The 17810-nt window shown below is 40.1% G+C and carries 15 protein-coding genes; 14 read left to right on the top strand and 1 reads right to left on the bottom strand.

The window, feature by feature from the left end:
* Nucleotides 1-4: 4 nt before the first annotated feature.
* The 5 genes from IGI80_RS02915 (at nt 5) to lrgB (ending at nt 4644) form a co-directional block, all read left to right on the top strand.
* On the top strand, nt 5-823 hold the full coding sequence (locus IGI80_RS02915) for a MetQ/NlpA family ABC transporter substrate-binding protein (RefSeq protein WP_002354826.1): 819 nt from the start codon (nt 5-7) through the stop codon (nt 821-823).
* A 91-nt stretch (nt 824-914) separates the two neighbouring features.
* Nucleotides 915-2684, top strand: a complete 1770-nt coding sequence (locus tag IGI80_RS02910; protein WP_010821172.1) for a sensor histidine kinase — start codon at nt 915-917, stop codon at nt 2682-2684.
* A complete protein-coding gene (locus IGI80_RS02905; RefSeq protein ID WP_002367483.1) occupies nt 2665-3393 on the top strand; it encodes a LytR/AlgR family response regulator transcription factor in 729 nt (242 codons plus the stop codon). Before IGI80_RS02910 ends, IGI80_RS02905 begins: the two co-directional genes overlap by 20 nt.
* 151 nt (nt 3394-3544) lie before the next feature.
* Nucleotides 3545-3964 (top strand): antiholin-like murein hydrolase modulator LrgA, encoded by a 420-nt coding sequence (gene lrgA / locus IGI80_RS02900; RefSeq protein WP_002354829.1) that lies wholly within the window; start codon nt 3545-3547, stop codon nt 3962-3964.
* Complete coding sequence (gene lrgB / locus IGI80_RS02895) at nt 3961-4644, top strand: antiholin-like protein LrgB (protein WP_002354830.1); 684 nt, start codon at nt 3961-3963, stop codon at nt 4642-4644. The genes lrgA and lrgB overlap by 4 nt, the downstream gene beginning before the upstream one ends.
* A gap of 213 nt (nt 4645-4857) precedes the next feature.
* On the opposite strand, the gene IGI80_RS02890 is transcribed toward lrgB, so the two are convergent.
* Nucleotides 4858-5403: a cysteine hydrolase family protein gene (locus tag IGI80_RS02890; protein WP_002354831.1), complete on the bottom strand. Its 546-nt coding sequence runs from the start codon at nt 5401-5403 to the stop codon at nt 4858-4860.
* Nucleotides 5404-5557: 154 nt separating this feature from the next.
* On the opposite strand from IGI80_RS02890, the gene IGI80_RS02885 reads away from it, so the two are divergent.
* The 9 genes from IGI80_RS02885 to IGI80_RS02845 all read left to right on the top strand — a co-directional run bounded on the left by IGI80_RS02885 (nt 5558) and on the right by IGI80_RS02845 (nt 17693).
* The gene (locus IGI80_RS02885; RefSeq protein WP_002378998.1) at nt 5558-6571 is read left to right on the top strand and encodes an alpha/beta hydrolase; all 1014 of its coding nucleotides are present in this window, start codon (nt 5558-5560) and stop codon (nt 6569-6571) included.
* Nucleotides 6572-6937: 366 nt separating this feature from the next.
* A complete protein-coding gene (locus IGI80_RS02880; protein WP_438722630.1) occupies nt 6938-11797 on the top strand; it encodes a hypothetical protein in 4860 nt (1619 codons plus the stop codon).
* A 19-nt stretch (nt 11798-11816) separates the two neighbouring features.
* Complete coding sequence (locus IGI80_RS02875; protein ID WP_002365408.1) at nt 11817-12206, top strand: LPXTG cell wall anchor domain-containing protein; 390 nt, start codon at nt 11817-11819, stop codon at nt 12204-12206.
* Entirely contained in the window at nt 12163-12897 is a 735-nt protein-coding gene (locus IGI80_RS02870; protein WP_002365407.1) for a WxL domain-containing protein, read from the top strand. The genes IGI80_RS02875 and IGI80_RS02870 overlap by 44 nt, the downstream gene beginning before the upstream one ends.
* Nucleotides 12898-12901: 4 nt before the next feature.
* Complete coding sequence (locus tag IGI80_RS02865) at nt 12902-13702, top strand: WxL domain-containing protein (protein WP_002385162.1); 801 nt, start codon at nt 12902-12904, stop codon at nt 13700-13702.
* Nucleotides 13703-14461 (top strand): WxL domain-containing protein, encoded by a 759-nt coding sequence (locus tag IGI80_RS02860; protein ID WP_002383195.1) that lies wholly within the window; start codon nt 13703-13705, stop codon nt 14459-14461.
* Between the two features lie 106 nt (nt 14462-14567).
* On the top strand, nt 14568-15650 hold the full coding sequence (locus IGI80_RS02855; RefSeq protein ID WP_002401140.1) for a DUF916 and DUF3324 domain-containing protein: 1083 nt from the start codon (nt 14568-14570) through the stop codon (nt 15648-15650).
* 101 nt (nt 15651-15751) lie between these two features.
* Complete coding sequence (locus tag IGI80_RS02850; protein WP_002354843.1) at nt 15752-16237, top strand: hypothetical protein; 486 nt, start codon at nt 15752-15754, stop codon at nt 16235-16237.
* On the top strand, nt 16212-17693 hold the full coding sequence (locus tag IGI80_RS02845) for a helix-turn-helix domain-containing protein (RefSeq protein ID WP_002378832.1): 1482 nt from the start codon (nt 16212-16214) through the stop codon (nt 17691-17693). Before IGI80_RS02850 ends, IGI80_RS02845 begins: the two co-directional genes overlap by 26 nt.
* The last annotated feature ends 117 nt before the right edge of the window (nt 17694-17810 follow it).

The following is a 17810-nucleotide window of genomic DNA, read 5'->3' as shown; positions in this document are numbered from 1 at the left end:
AAGAATGAAGAAGTTTTATTTAGCAACATTCGCTGTTATTGCAACAGTTATTTTAGCTGCCTGTGGGGGAAATAAACAAGCAGACCAGAAAGAAGACAAGGAGATTACCGTTGCCGTGCAATTGGAATCTTCAAAAGATATCTTGGAGATTGCCAAGAAAGAAGCTGAGAAAAAAGGGTACAAAATTAACATTATGGAAGTGAGCGACAATGTTGCCTATAACGATGCCGTGCAACATGACGAAGCGGATGCCAATTTTGCGCAACATCAACCTTTCATGGAAATGTTTAACAAAGAGAAAAAAGCTGATTTAGTGGCTGTGCAACCGATTTATTATTTTGCTGGTGGTTTCTATTCAAAAGAATATCAAGATGCGAAAGATTTACCTGAAAATGCCAAAGTGGGGATTCCTAGCGATCCAACCAATGAAGGTCGTGCTTTAGCAATTTTAAATGCAAACGGCGTGATTAAATTAAAAGAAGGTGTCGGCTTTAACGGTACGGTGGCAGATGTCGTGGAAAATCCTAAAAACATCACTTTTGAAAGCATTGATTTACTGAATTTAGCTAAAGCCTATGATGAAAAAGACATCGCTATGGTGTTCTGCTACCCAGCCTACTTAGAACCTGCTGGTTTAACAACGAAAGATGCGATCTTGTTAGAAGATGAAGAAGCAAGTAAACATTACGCATTGCAAGTTGTGACACGCAAAGGCGAAAAAGATAGCGAAAAAATCAAGGTTTTAAAAGAAGCGATGACAACAAAAGAAGTTGCTGAATACATCAAGAAAAATTCTAAAGGTGCCAATATTCCTGCGTTTTAATGAATAGAAAAAATGAAGCCTCTTTTTTGAGAAGCTTCATTTTTTTCTTTTCCTTGATTTATAGTATAGTTAATAGGAAGGAGGTGCCGGTGTGGTCGAATTATTTATTTTAATGATGGAACGGGTGGGCTTAATTATTTTACTGGCCTTTCTTTTAGTGAATGTGCCTTATTTTAAGCGTGTTTTATTAAGTCGTGAAAAAATGTCTTCAAAAGTTCAATTGATTTTGATTTTTGGTTTATTTGCTATTATTTCTAATTTTACAGGTATCGAAATCGCTAAGAATCAGATTGTTCCTAATAATTTACTAACCTATTTAAGCAGCAATGCTTCCATTGCGAATACGCGTACGTTAGTAATTGGCGTTTCTGGATTAGTGGGTGGTCCGATTGTCGGCAGTGCGGTTGGTTTAATTGCTGGCTTTCATCGGGTTATTCAAGGCGGGGGGCATAGTTTCTTTTATGTGCCTGCTTCTTTAATTGTTGGCTTAATTGCCGGTTTTTTAGGGAGCCGCATGGCAAAGCAAACCGTTTTTCCGTCTGCCGGCTTTTCTGCCATTGTCGGAGCGTGCATGGAAATGATTCAGATGATTTTTATTTTCTTTTTCAGCGGTGATCTAGCGGATGGGGCCACGTTGGTTCGTTTTATTGCGCTGCCGATGATTTTGTTAAATAGCGTAGGAACGTTCATTTTTATGTCGATTCTAACAACGACATTGAAACAAGAAGAGCAGGCCAAAGCGGTTCAGACGCACGATGTTTTGGAATTAGCAGCGGAAACACTGCCATATTTTCGAGAAGGCCTCAATAAAAATTCCAGCAAAAAAGTTGCGGAGATTATTAAGCATTATACAAAAGTCAGTGCGATTAGCATGACAAACAGTCATCAAATTTTAGCTCATGTTGGCGCAGGAAGCGATCATCATATTCCAGAGCTAGAAGTCATTACAGAGCTTTCTCGGGAAGTGTTACGGACGGGCCGAATGACCATCGCACATGCCAAAGAAGAAGTCGGTTGTTCAGACCCTAATTGTCCGTTGCAAGCGGCGATTGTGATTCCGTTATTTTCCCATCAGCAAATTGTTGGCACCTTAAAAATGTACTTTACGGATCCAGCGCAGTTAACGCATGTCGAGGAGCAGCTAGCAGAAGGTCTTGGGACAATTTTTTCTTCACAAATTGAATTAGGGGAAGCGGAAGTACAATCAAAATTACTTAAAGAAGCTGAAATTAAATCCTTGCAAGCGCAAGTGAACCCGCATTTCTTCTTTAATGCCATCAATACTATTTCCGCATTAATGCGGAAAGACAGTGAAAAAGCGCGGAAACTATTGCTCCAATTAAGCAAATACTTTCGAGGCAACTTGCAGGGAGCCGTGCAAACTACGATCCCAGTTTCACAAGAACTAGAACAAGTAAAAGCCTATTTGTCATTAGAACAAGCACGGTTTCCGAATCGTTATCAAGTAACATTTGACGTGGAAGAAGCGGTTGCTTCAGAAAAAGTACCGCCGTATGCGATTCAGGTGTTAGTGGAAAATACCATCAAGCATGCATTTGGCAGCCGGAAGGAGAACAATCAAGTTCGGGTAGTGGTCAAAGCAAAACAACATAAATTACATGTGGATGTGTATGACAATGGGCAAGGGATTCCTGAAGAACGCCGCTTGCTATTAGGAAAGACGACAGTGACTTCGGAAAAAGGCACCGGCACGGCACTGGAAAATCTGTCCCGCAGAATGGCGAACCTTTATGGATCAGAAGGTTGTTTTTTAATTGAAAATTTAGAGACAGGCGGGAGCCATGTTCATTTAGAAATCCCGATGGAACAGGAGGAATTAGATGCACGTATTAATCGTTGATGATGAACCCTTAGCACGAGAAGAATTGAGCTATCTTGTTTCCCAACATCCGCAAGTGACGAGCGTTGCAGAAGCGGATTCTGTGGCGGAGGCAATGGAAGAGATGATGGATCAAAAGCCAGATTTGTTATTTTTAGATATTCATTTGACCGATGAAAGCGGGTTTGATTTAGCGGAAAAATTAACCCATCTTAAAAAAGCGCCCTACTTGGTCTTTGCAACCGCCTATGATCAATATGCGTTAAAGGCCTTTCAAGTGAATGCAAAAGATTATATTTTGAAACCTTTTGAAGAAGAAAAAATAACACAAGTCATTGAAAAAGCATCGAAAGAAATGGGGCAAGCTGTCCCAGAAAACACTGCCGAAAAAGGACCAAAATCTGAAGCAATACCTATTCAAGGGGAAGACCGCATTTATCTTGTGGCGCCAGAAGATATTTACCTCGTTTCTGTCGAAGAACGGCAACTGAGCATTTTTGTAGATCAACAGGTCTACAAGATGACAGGGACCCTCAACAGTATCGAACAAAAATTACCTGCCACGCTCTTTATTAAAACGCACCGAAGTTTCATCTTGAATCGAACAAAAATTCAAGAAATCCAGCCGTGGTTTAATAACACGTTGCAAGTAATTTTAACCAACGGCTCAAAAGTACCTGTTAGCCGTTCATACGTCAAAGAATTTAAAGAAAAACTTGGCTTAAGTTAAAAAATCACCACTTGAAATGTCGAATGCATTTCAAGTGGTGATTTTTGCATTTGGTGAAGAAATTCTGGCATTTCATGAAAAAAAGCCCTTAAAAAAACGTTTTCTTTATATACTTAACCCATAGAAAACAGACAAAAGGGAGCGAAGAAGAATGGAAAAGAAAGTATATTCATTTTTACAACAAGCAGCAGTTTTTGCCATTATTATGTTAATCGCCAACGGCTTGGCGTTCATTTCCCCAATACCAATGCCTGCTTCAGTAATTGGCATGGTGTTATTGTTCATTGGTTTATGTACAAAAGTTGTTAAATTGGAGCAAGTGGAAGGGCTAGGTAATAGCTTATCAACGGTTATTACATTTTTATTTGTTCCTTCAGGGATTTCCTTAGTTAATTCTTTAGGGATTATGCAACAATTTGGCGTTCAAATTGTTTTTGTTATTTTAGTAGCGACACTAGCGTTACTAGCAACGACTGGTTGGACGGGCGCCTTTTTATTGCATATGAAAGATGCTCGAAAAGAAAAAGAACCCGCAGCAACGAAGAAAGCGAAAGGAGAGGTTCGCGCATGAATCCGTATGTTGGCATTATTATTTCATTAGCTGTATTTGGCATAGGTACTTGGTTGTTTAAAAAAAGTAAAGGTTTCTTCTTATTTACGCCATTATTCGTTGCGATGATTTTAGGCGTTGTCGTTTTAAAAGTAACAGGAATTAGTTACGAGCAATACAATGAAGGTGGCAAATATATCAGCTTCTTTCTAGAGCCTGCGACAGTAGCGTTTGCGATTCCTTTATATAAAAAGAGAGACGTGTTGAAAAAATATTGGTTAGAAATTTTAACGGCGTTAACAATTGGTTCTTTTGGTTCGCTAGTGGCTGTTTATTTTGCAGGAAAAGTGATTGGCATGGATAATCATTTAGTGGCCTCAATCTTACCACAAGCTGCTACAACAGCGATTGCCGTACCTATTTCTCAAACTGTTGGCGGCATTGCTTCCATTACGGCGTTTACCGTAATCTTCAATGGTGTACTAACCTATGCCTTGGGTCGAATTGCATTGAAATGGTTTAAGATTAACAATCCAATCGCCAAAGGTTTAGCTTTAGGTGCGGCCGGACATGCCCTAGGTGTGGCAGTTGGCATGGAAATGGGCGAAACAGAGGCTGCTATGGCTAGTATTTCTGTCGTAGTGGTTGGTGTAGTTACTGTTTTAGTAGTTCCTTTCTTTGCAACGGTCATTGGTCTATAAAAAAGTGGGCTTCCCCACTCTTTTATGAGTAGCTAATTTCTATCAGCTAGCAGTCTCTGCTTATTCTGTGAATGCTAGTTATCACTAATCCGCAGGCTCGGAGTTAAAATGAGCATAAAAAAGCCAACCTTATCCATAGTAAGGTTGGCTTTTGTGTTGTTTACACGATTTTTTGAGTATAGATAGGGCGCGTGGAAGGATTGACCAGTCTTTTTATAGAATGGTTGCTCCTAAAGTTTGTTTAAAGTGGCGTAATGCCCATTCGTGTCCTTGTTCATCAAAACTAGCAACGGCGCGTTCAGGAATCATTAATTGATAGCCTAAATTATAGGCATCAACAGCCGTATGCAACACGCAAATATCTGTACAAACACCAGTTAAACAAAGCTCTGTAATTCCTCGTTCTCGTAACCGAATGTCCAAATCCGTGCCACTAAAAGCAGAATAGTGCCGTTTGTCCATCCAATAAACGCTTGCCTCATTTTTGTGAGCTTGATAAAAATCAGCTAGCGAGCCAAACAGATTACGCCCGTCAGTTCCTAAGACATTGTGGGGCGGGAAAAGTTTATTTTCAGGATGATAGCGATCTAGGGGGTCATGCCCATCAATGGCAAAAACCACAAAATCGCCATTGTCAAAATAGTGCTTTGTTTGTTGAACAAGGGCCGTTTCAATGGCTTGCCCAGCGGCACCAGTGGTTAGTTTTCCGTCTGTGGCGACAAAATCATTCGTATAATCAATGGAAATCAGAGCTTTCATTTGGCAACCTCCTAAAGGTTAAAGTCATTTTGTTCATTTTACAGCTTTTAAGAGGGCATTTCAAATGATAAAAGTTAAAAAAGCTGTTTCAAAATAAACGCTTTGGCTAAAAAACATGCTATAATTTTGCTACAAATTAAAGCAGGTGAATAGAGTGAAAAGAAAAATCGTACGTTTTATCCTTTGGTTGTTAGGAATCATTGTGGTTATTTGCTTAGGCGTGTTTCTCGCCTTTCAATTATCCCCTAAGCCAGGCGCTTGGGTCATCAACCAGTTATTCGCAGGCGAAGTTGAAATAAAAGATTCAGCTTCCTATGATAAAGCATTGCCCAATGTTCAATTGCAAGAAAATCAAACATACCCTTCTTCAAGAAAAAAGAATACCTTTGATTTGTATTATCCCCAAACGTCAAAACAAGCGGTACCAGTCGTTTTATGGGTCCATGGTGGTGGCTATGTGGGAGGAGATAAGTCTGGGATGAAAGAGTTTGCGACACGTTTAGTGGCTGATTCCTCAGTTGCCTTTATTTCAATGAATTATGAATTAGCACCAGACGCACCTTATCCAAGCCAGCTCCAGCAGGTCGATGAACTTGTTCAATTTTTATTAGAAAAGAAACAAGCATATCCCATGTTAGATTTATCTAAGCTTTTTATTGGCGGGGACAGTGCGGGTGCACAGATTGCTCTACAATATGCAACAGTTCAAACCAATGCCAACTATGCCAAAGAACTAGGGATGACTGCAGCGTTGCCGGCTAGCCATTTAAAAGGCACACTCTCGTATTGTGGTCCAGTGGATTTGAAACAAATGGCCAACCAACAAAGTGATAATCGTTTTATGAAATTTTTCGTTAAAACAGTGGCTTGGTCCTTGCTCGGCACTAAAGACTGGCAGACGAGTGCAGAACTGCAAGAAGTGAGTTTAGTGGATAAAGTCACCAAAGAATTTCCCCCGACGTATCTAACAGATGGCAATAGTTTTTCATTTCAAGAGCAAGGACTAGCCTTGGTTCAGCGGTTAAAAACTTTAAATGTTCCAGTTTCAGCTCTCTTTTTCAAAGATAAGAAAGCAACGATCACCCACGAATATCAATTCGACTATCAAACAAAAGAAGCTAAACAATGTTACCAAGAAACAGTCCAGTTTGTGAATACGTATAAATAAGCAGAGGCCTTAGAAATATTTCTAAGGCCTCTGTTTATTTATTTTTGTCATTTTTTTAGCTGAGAAATATGTATAAATTAAACAAAAATGTTTATTTAATGATGTTTACATGAGAAAAAATCCGTGCTATACTACGAACTCGTTTGTTAATTTTAATGTTAAAAACGATGTTTTTGTTATTTTTGTGAACAAATTAACATTTTTATCTTACAAAAACAGCAAAAAATTCGTTTAGTTAACAAAAAGAAAATTAAAAAATAAATTTTTTTTTTGAAATTAAGAAAATATCTTTAAAAAAATCAGAAGAAAACTTCGTATACTTGAGCCATAGGTTGGTTGTGGAAAGTTTACTTCGAGGGAGGAGTGATGAAGTTAATGAAAAAGAAAATCGCTGTTTTATTGGCAACTTGTTTACTTGTACAACCATTTTTATCTGTTTCAGCGTGGGCGATTGAAGGGGAGCAACAAACGGAACGTACGCAGACACAGCCAAAAACAGCAGAAACCAGTACAAGTGAAGCAACAAAAGAAAGCAGCGCACATTCTACAGAACAGTCATCAATGACTGAATCTAGTGCTATCACAGAAAAAGTAACCACCTCTTCCACAGAAACAAAACCAAGCGAAGAGCAGAAGCAAATCACGTTGACCTTTGAAACAACGGATCAAGCTTTGTTTCAAAATGATGCCAAAAGTTATCAAGTGGTAAAAGAAAAAAATCAGCCACTTCGGACAGAAGAATTACCAAAATGGGCGAATAGTGAGGAAAATGCGACTTTCGTTGGCTGGTCTTACCAAGGAAAAACATATACAAATGAAGAACTTCTTCAATTAGAGTTTTCAGAAGATACACAACTTACGGCTGTCTTTAAACAGAAACTGACACGCATGGCCAGAGCTGTTTCAATTGATCAGTCCATTGCGGACACAATTGCTCCTGCAGATAAAACAAAAGTGATTGTTGTGCCAAGTCCTGCAGGAGATGGAGCAGCGTACAAAGAATATGCATCGACAGAGGCTGGCTTGAAAGAAGCCTTGTTTGATTTGTATCAACAGGGGAACAATGGCGATTTCACTCTTTATATAGGAAACAATATTACGACGAGTGCGGCGACCACCGCTAAAGTGAGTCCTGACACCGTTACGGCAAGTAATATGACCTTTTACGCCTTGCAAGGCAAGGTCAATCATTTAGTGATTACTGGAAACAGCGCGGATCCGATTAGTATGGATCAAACGGCGCCAACGGGTTCTAAGACGTTAGGATTTAATCAAAATATCTTTTTTGGCTCAAACATCACTTTGAGAAATCTAAACTATACAGGTACGAATATGTATTTAAATGGTTACAGTTTGAACTTGAATGGCGGTTCTAGTGGAAACGGTCTGACCGTATACGGTGGAACGGATACAGGAGATGTTTCAGGAAACCCAACTTTAACAGTAAATAGTACAGGTACAGGGACATGGAATTTCTATGGCGGAAACCAAAATGGTGGTAATTTAGCTGGAAATCCTACGATTGTTATTAACAATACACGGAGCGGACTAAATACATTAAGTGGGGGCGCCAATATTGGGACAGTGACTGGGAATACTTCATTGGTTGTCAATGATTCTGGTGGCAGAATTGCTTCAATTTATGGGGGCGGTTATGGGACCAACGCAACCAACACAGCGAATGTTACTGGTAACGTCTCAACAAAGGTTGCGATTACGAATGCTGCTACAGGTTTCCAATTAAGTACGTATTATGGCGGTGTTCAATACGGAAATATTGGTGGAAAAGTAACAAACGATATTTCTGGATATGGCCGTTGGTATACAGCGGGTCAACGTTTTATTGGTGGCTCTTCCCGTGGCGATATAGGAACGAATCGTACGACTGATGGAATTACTACAAATTTAAATACACAGTTGTATAGTGCGGGTCGTGCAGATTTTGAAGGAGGCAACCAATATTCTGGAACGATCATCGGAGATATTACGAATGTGGTAACAGCAGGAACGAATTCCGCTGGTGGTATTAATGATTTTAACGGCGGTGCTGGTAACAATGTTTCGAAATTTAACAAGAGTCAAATTGGGGCCTCAAATGAAGCAACGTATGATGCTTATACACCACAACAAAGAGCAGAATTAGCCAAATCAGCAGCAGCTTTTAAAGTTTTTGGAAATATTTCTTCTAAATTAGTCAGCGGTTCGTTTAATAATGGTGCAATTTACTCAACTGCAGCTGGCCGCGGTGGCTATATTGAAGGAAATACAACAATTGAAGTGGGAACAGAGAATGGTGATGGGTCCTTAGGTGGCGATGGTATGGCTTATTCAGGTGCAAAACCGACAAGCTTAGATTATTCAACGACCAATAAAAGTCGTGGTAATAATTCAGGTTGGGATATTGTTGGTGGCGGCGGCTATCCTGCTAGTAATGATACTTGGGATATCTATATAAAAGGAGATACTAAGACTGTTTTAAATAATACCATTGCTCGCTGGACATATGGTGGCTCTTTTTCAGGTGTCGTTGAAGGCAATACTTCTAACACATTGAATGGCGGGATTGCTGACACATTAGAAGGAACAGGCTATCAAGCAGCTCGAGTTTATGGAAACGGTCAAACAATCGTTAATAATGGTCAAGTCGATTGGTTTCTTTCAGGCGGTGGCTGGAATGATGCCAAAAATGTTGGGAATGTCGGTGTAACGGTTTATGAAGGAGTAATTAATGCTTCGATGGGCGCTTCTTATGGAGCAAGCGGTGGCCATACAATTACTGGTAATTCAGACAATCGCATCTACGGAGGAAATTTCTCAGGAACTCCTCGGACAGGCGCGAACGGTTTTTCAGGTGGGATTACCAATGCGGGCTCACTTCTTGGAAATGCCAAACTCTTAATTGATTTAAGAAATTACAACGGAGAGTTTAAGTTGCCTGGTAATACCTACATTACTGGTGGTCGGCCCTATGGTCAAAATACGACACTAGGAACGGATGAATCAAACACAATTACTTTAAATATTTTCACTAAAACAGGTGTGGAATCTCTAAATGGGGCCAGCATTTACGGTGATGGTGGAACCAATGCTGCGTATACCAAGAACGGCAAGATTACAATGAATATTCAAGCAGCGGGTTCTAGTATTGGAAATTTATATGCGACACAGTATTCCAATATCAGTGGCGGAAAAATCTTACGTGATGTTACCGCAAATGTTCAAGGTGCAGTTAGTATTAACGGTTTATCCGGTGGTTCATCAACAGATAATTTCACTAATGCAATTGTGAATGCTAGTTCAAATAAAGTGGCCTTTAACTTTGGGACTAACGTTGACGGCACCAATAACTATCAAACAGAACCACTAAATGCGACAGGCTTAGGCGTTGTCAACTTTACGGAATTAAATGTCACCAATGGCATTAAATTAATGGCTAATGGTGGGAACATCAAAAATGGCGTTTCTGCTACTGCCGCGAACCATAGTACGACTTACAATGAATTCGGATCAATTCATCTATCTAAAAACGCTGGAATTGGGATCACCAACACAGCCAATTTAATTTCAGCTAGCAAACTAACGGTTCAGGATCATGCAACATTAGAAACAATTCCTGGTACAGGTAAAGTAAACATTGCGGATTTTGAAGCTGTCGATCCAACAAAAGATGAACTTTTATGGATTAAACCAACGACAGATACAACTGCTTTGGTGGATAGCACAGGGACTTGGTTTGGAAATGTCAAAGCCTATCAGGTCTTGACGATTAATCCAACGGTCAATAATGCTACAAAACTTACGCCAACAACGTTTCATGGGATTGAAAAAGCGACTGGAAAAACATTTATTGGCGATAACGATGTGACCAAGGGTGCCAATGGCTATGGAATAGCAATTCCTGGCTCTATCATCGATTACGAAGTGGAAACGCCTGGAATTGTGGCAGGTGCAGGTACTATTTCTCATGATGTAAAAGAGGTAAAAGCCGGCAATGCGCCATTAACCTTACAAGCGTGGGGCACCGAAGTAGCTGGACAAAAAGTTCAAAAAGGACGTTTGATGATTCCGACCTCAAGTGCTTTAGCACCAACCCTAAGCTTCCTTCCTGACGAAGTAACAGGTTCTTGGTTGCACCAAGGAACGGTTAAGTCTAGTGAAGTTGGGAGCGCGATAGAGCAAATTCCAGAGCAAAAAGATACCACCCCGCTTTCATGGAAAGCGACGAATATGAACTACAGTTATCAGGTGAAAGTTCAATTTTCAAATAAAGTGGAACTTTCGGGGCAATCGGTGATTGTCACAGAAGATGAGGCAGCGCAACTAACGACTGTCGATAAAGTAATAGAAATGCTCGGTGCAAAAGGTCGGCCGTTTTTCAAAACCTCATTAAAAGAGACGGATTTACCACAAATTCAAGCGCCGTTAGCAGAAAAAACTGTATCGCGGACACATGATATTCAATTAGAAGCAGGGACGTCAGGGGATAATTTGCAAAACAAAACGGTTCATTTAGTTGTTGTGAAAAATGAAAGTGTCCTTGCCAAAGATCGTTCATTTGCCTTGTATGCGACAAGTGCGCATTTGAAATTAAAAGAAGCAAATGGCTTAACGAATTCAGACGAGTTGGCACAATGGACACAAGCAACGGTGATTTTCGCAGATGGTCGGGCCAATCAAACACCAAGTCTTGATGCCGCAACCTTCCAAGCCATTCAGCAAGCGAAACCAGAAGAATTAGCCAAAACGGTGCCAGCCAATTATCAATTTACAGAAGCTGGTGAAACGTTAAATAAAAAAGTCAATGTGTCTATTTCAGGTGAATTAACGTTAGAAAAAGTACCTAAAACAATTGATTTTGGCAAACAAAAAATTTCTGCCAAGCCAGAAGTTTACTGGCCAACTCTTTCAGATGATTTAGTCGTTCAAGACACACGTGGGACAGAAAGTACGCCTTGGAAACTGAATGTTCAGGTAACGAATCCCTTAACGAACGGCACAGATCAATTGGAAGATTTGTCATTGGTTACAGACAAAGGAGAATTTTTACTCAATAAAGGAGATACGGTTGTTACAGAAAATGAAGGCTCCGGTTCAGGTAGTTATACAATTAACCAAGGTTGGGGTGCGGCAAACCAACGGGGACTTAAACTATCTGTGCCAGTCGAGAAACAAAAAGTTGGCGAATTCAAAGGGACATTGTCATGGTCATTAGTCATGGCACCATAACAAGGAGGAGAGAAGTGAGATGAAAAAATACCTTTTGCTTAGTTGTTTTTTAGGTCTTTTCAGCTTCTGTCATTCAGACACTGCGTTTGGGGAAGCAGCTTATGAAAATAGTGGTGTTGTCTCCTTTTATGGAACGTATGAATATCCCACAGAAGAGTCGACAACAGCGACTAGTAATTCTTCCACAACGACTGAACCCACCAAGCCAGCTGACGGAGGCGCTTCATCCGTCCTTTCTTCTGGCGTATATGGGTCGCGACAAGGAAGATTACCAGCGACAGGTACCACCAATCAAGGACCATTTATTTATTTGGGAATCAGCCTTATCACTATAGGCATATTATTTATTAAAAGGAGAAGAGAAGATGAAAAAAACAGTATTAGCAGTAGTAGGGATTGTAGGATTTAGCGGTGTCCTAGCGACACAACAAGCATTTGCGGAAGACATTAACGTGAACTATACAAGTAATGGCGCCATTACATTTGAACCAGATACAGATCCAACGAAGCCAGTTAACCCAACCAATCCAGATGAAAAAGTTGAACCAGAAGATCCAACTGACCCAACTGGACCAAAACCAGGGACTGCAGGCCCCTTATCAATTGACTATGCTTCAAGCTTTCAATTTGGCGCCCAAAAAATCACTTCCGATACGAAAGATTATTACGCACAAATTCAAACATTTAAAGATGGAACAACAGGTCCCAACTATGTTCAGGTAACGGATAAACGTGGGACACAAGAAGGCTGGACGTTAAGCGCTGTACAAAATGGGCAATTCAAAACAGCCCAAAATGAAGAATTAGTTGGGGCCGCTTTATCGATTGCCAATGCAGGTGTGACATCGATTGTTGATGCCGCATACGCGCCAACACCAACAGCAGCACATACCTTTGTTCCTGGAACAGAAGTAGAATTAGTCAAAGCAGAAGATGGCAAAGGAATGGGGACTTGGGTCTATCGTTTTGGGAAAGATGCGACAGAAGGTGCTACTGCCGTGAAATTAAATGTCCCAGGTAAAGCGATTAAATTAGCAAAAGAATATCGTACGACCTTAACATGGACATTGAAATCTGTACCAACGAATGTTGGAGGCTAAGTAAATGAAAAAAACAGTCGTCTACTCCTTGTTATTCGGAACAATGTTGCTTGGCGCCACTGTTCCTGCTGAAGCGGCGACGGTCGTTTTTGATAGCGAACAGTCGATTGTTTTTACCCCAAGCACAGATGGGACGGATCCAGTAAATCCAGAAAATCCCGATCCAGAAAAACCAGTTCGACCAGTCGATCCAACGAATCCTGATGGACCTAATCCAGGTACCCCTGGGCCACTTTCCATCGATTATGCCTCAAGTTTGGATTTTGGGAGTAATGAGATATCGAATAAGGATCAAACGTATTTTGCCAGAGCGCAAACCTATAAAAACCCAGATGGTTCAGCAAGTGAATTGGCAACTGCTAATTATGTACAAGTAAGTGATTTACGGGGAACCAATGCTGGCTGGGTTTTAAAAGTGAAACAAAATGGTCAATTTCGTAATGCAGAAACATTACACAAAGAATTAACAGGCGCCACCGTTGCCTTTACTGAGCCCAGTGTTCGCTCAAATGCGACGGACGTATTGCCGCCAACTGCTACCGCAAACATTCAATTAGATGCTGCGGGCGCAGAAACTGTTGTCATGCAAGCCCCAGAAAAGACCGGCGCCGGAACGTGGATCACGCTGTGGGGGCAAGCAGAAAAAGTGACCGAAAAAAATCAACAAGGACAGCAAGTAAATGCCACAATCACACGGGCAATCTCACTAACTGTTCCCGGGAAAACCCCTAAGGATGCAGTACAATATAAAACAACTTTGACTTGGCTACTTTCAGATGTACCAGTAAATAATGGAGGGAAATAAATGAAAAAGACAAAAGTAATGACATTGATGGCAACCACAACTTTAGGTGCATTGGCACTTGTACCAATGAGTGCATTAGCGGTCGACGGTGGTGAATACCAAACAAACGGAGCGATTCAATTTGCACCAAATACGAACCCAACGAATCCAGTTGATCCGACGAATCCAGATCCGGATAAACCAATTACGCCAGTTGATCCAACTGATCCGACAGGGCCTAAGCCAGGGACAGCAGGCCCGTTATCCATTGACTATGCATCTAGCTTATCTTTTGGGGAACAAACGATTACCTCAAAAAATATGACCTACTATGCAGAAACACAAAAATACAAAGATAACGCTGGTGCCGACCAAGAAGGCCCGAACTTTGTTCAAGTCTCAGATAATCGTGGGACTGAAACAGGTTGGACGCTAAAAGTAAAACAAAATGGTCAATTCAAAACTGAAGCCAACCAAGAACTAACAGCGGCCAAAGTAACTTTAAGCAACGGACGCGTGGTTTCAGCTTCACAATCTGCAAAACCAACGACAGCGCCAGCTACGATTGAATTAAACCCAACTGGGGCTGAATCAGTGGTCATGGCTGCTGGCGATAAAGAAGGTGCGGGTACGTACTTAATGAGCTGGGGCGATAGTGTAGATGCCGCTAAAACAAGTATTTCATTAGAAGTACCTGGTTCAACCACAAAATATGCGAAAAAATACACGACAACTTTTACTTGGACTTTGACAGATACACCTGCTAACACAGGAAACTAAGAACGACAGCATACACGCAAGATCGGGATATAAGTCAAAAAATTTTTGGCTTATCTTTCGGTCTTTTGGTGCTTATAATACAACAAAGAATGACAGACATAGGAGAATGAATATGAACAGATGGAAAGTATATGCAACGGTAATCGCTTGTATGTTATTTGGCTGGATTGGCGTGGAGGCGCACGCTTCTGAATTTAATTTTGCGGTCACACCAACAATTCCCGAAAATCAAGTGGACAAATCAAAAACCTACTTTGACTTAAAAATGGCGCCTGGTGCCAAACAAACCGTAGAAATTCAGTTACGCAATGATACAGATGAAGACATTACCATTGAAAATACGGTGAACTCAGCGACAACAAATTTAAATGGCGTAGTAGAATATGGCCAAAACGGGATCAAACCTGACAAAACTTTACGCTTTAACTTAAAAGATTATGTGGAAGCACCGAAAGAAATCATCTTGCCGAAGCATTCCCAAAAGACCTTACCTTTAACCATCACGATGCCTAAAGATTCTTTTGATGGCGTGATGGCTGGCGGCATAACACTCAAAGAGAAAAAGAAAGAAACCACGACTTCTGCGGATCAATCAAAAGGGTTAGCTATTAATAATGAATACTCCTATGTTGTGGCTATTATTCTTCAGCAAAATGAGACAAAGGTTCAACCAGATTTAAAATTACTGGGGGTTAAACCAGGCCAAGTCAACGCGCGAAACGTCATCAATGTTTCTTTACAAAACCCACAAGCGGCCTACTTAAACCAATTACATTTAATCAACACTGTTTCAAAAGGAGGCGAAACGCTTTACCAATCCGCTACTGAGGATATGCAAGTGGCGCCAAACTCTAACTTTAGTTACCCAATTTCTTTAAAAGGGGAACGATTAACGCCAGGGAAATATGTCTTGAAATCAACGGCCTATGGTGTAAAAGATGAAAAGGGCACCTATCAAGTCAAAGGCGCCAATGGTGAAGAACGGTACCTGTACAAATGGGAATTTACAAAAGAATTTACTATTTCTGGGGACGTTGCTAAAGAATTAAATGAAAAAGACGTAACCATTAAAGGAACCAATTGGTGGTTGTATCTACTGATTGCATTAATCATTCTAGCGCTGCTCTTATTGATTTTCTTCTTGTATCGTAAAAAGAAAAAAGAGGAAGAACAACAATCTGAGCAATAAAAAGGGCTATCTATTGACAAAAAGGGTTTTCCTTGTAAAAGTAAAGGTACTTTTACAAGGAATTGCTTCCCATAAAGTAGAGGTAGAGAGAGTGAGAAGCCATGAGAAAAAAGTATCTTTTTTTATTTAGTTCTTTGCTAATTTTTACGGCTGTCGAAATAGAACCAATTCAAACATTGGCGACACCTATTTATAATCCCTTAGAACCAACGGAAGAAATTCAACCAAAACCAGAATCAATCACCCCTCAGGAAAAGTCAGAACCGGAACAACCTGCGCCAACCCCTCCGGAAGATCAAAAAACTACGGTTCCTTCTGAAGAAAAAAAGCCTTCACCCAAGAAAAAAGACAAACCTGTGGAGAAACCGGCAATGTCAAAAGAAAAAAAGAAACAAACAAAAGAAACAACGGCTCATCCCTTACAAGTGAATAAAGACTTTGTCTTTCCTAACGGACTTGGTGCAGGCGGCGATGAAGAATCTGAAAGCTATTTAGCAGCGGTTGGGTACTTTCTTTCAGGAAATGGATTGTATGGGAAAAAAATGGATGTGAGAGAAGTCTATGATATTGATGATGTTTTTAAATAAAGTGGATAAAAGAAAAATCGCCTTATTTCAGTTACTGGAAAATGCACCGATGTTAACAGAGTCAAAAGAAACCGTAATGCAGGAGTTAGAATTATCTGAATTTATCGTGAACAAAACGGTCGCTGAATTAAATGCCGATTTTATTGAATTTGGTTTATCAGAGGATTTTCAAATTGTGAGCGATGGTATTTTCTTAACTCTTAATGAATCAGGAACGGAAACTTCCGCTACTTTGATTGATTGCTATATTAAAGAGTCGTTACGTTTTGCTATGTTTCAAGATTTCTTTTTTCAGCGTTTTGATTCTGTGAATGAGTTTGCTCTAGAACACTTTGTTAGTCACACATTGGCTTATAAGGAGTTCAAGGAATTAAAGAAAATGCTGGAAAATTATCAAATTACAATTAATAAAGAATTTCACTTGGTAGGAAATGAAACCAATTTACGCGAAGTAACAACACTGGTTTTTTTACAATTATACCAACGTGATTTTTCATTGTACGGTAAAAAAGTTTTAGAGCAGATTCGGAACTTTGAGCTATTTTTTTCTGAGAAGGTACATCTTAATCAGCGTGCGGGCTATGCACAAGCTAAATGTTTTCATTTTTTGGCGGTTTCTTTAGTACGAACGCAGCAACAGTTTTATGTAGAGAAAAAAGTAGATTCGCAAGTGTTAAAACAATTAGCCGGTGACAATCAGCAGAATGTTTTCAATTGGTTAGAGAGTCTTCAAATCCCAGAACCACAACGAACAAACGAAGGCAATTATTTACTCTTATTTTTAATTGCTGAAGAGTGGCTTCAAGTAGCTTCAGCAGCACTTTGCCAAAGATTTGCAGAAATTCAACAATTGAATCGTGACTTGTTAAGCTATTTAAAAATACAATTTCAGCTTTCTGAGGAAGTCCTGCAAGGTTTTGAACAAAAAGTAACAATCGTACATTTTAAATTGTTCCATTTTCCAATAGAAGCAAACTATAGTTATCGCAAAATGGATATAACCTACTTTGCAGAAACGTATACAGAGTATTTTTCTGCTAGTCGACAATTTATTCAAGAACAAAAAACGAATCCCGCTGTTTGGGATGCCAGACAGTTTTTATTTTATCGGTATCTGTTGTTAATGGTGGATGCGTTACCATTGAAAAAAGTTTTGGCTCCGATTACATTGTGTGTCGACTTTTCCTTTGGTGAAGCCTATAATCGTATGATACAAAAAAATATTGAAAAAATTACGGAATGGAATATCATTTTCAAAGCACATGTAGATGAAAGTGTACAATTAATTTTATCGGATATTCATTTTGTCGATTGGCCTGAGATTACTCAAATTATTTGGCTAGCGCCACCACGTCCTGTTGATTGGTCGCATTTTATTAAAACGCTGAGTGCACTAAGACCGCACTCGGGAGAAGAGAACAAGGTCGGGACAGCACCGCTTAGCTCCGAGAAATAAGAAGAAATTTCCGGAAATTGTTCTTTAATTTTTGGATAATTTCGGCTTATTTCCGAAGGAGCTGGTTCTGTTCCCGCCGTTTATCAGATTTTGAGCGTGAAGCAAAAATCCAAAGTG

It is taken from the genome of Enterococcus sp. DIV1420a, from assembly GCF_051712165.1.
GTDB classification, from domain to species: Bacteria; Bacillota; Bacilli; order Lactobacillales; family Enterococcaceae; genus Enterococcus; species Enterococcus faecalis.
Note: the sequence above shows the minus strand (reverse complement) of the source record. Positions and strands in the feature narration are given on the sequence as shown.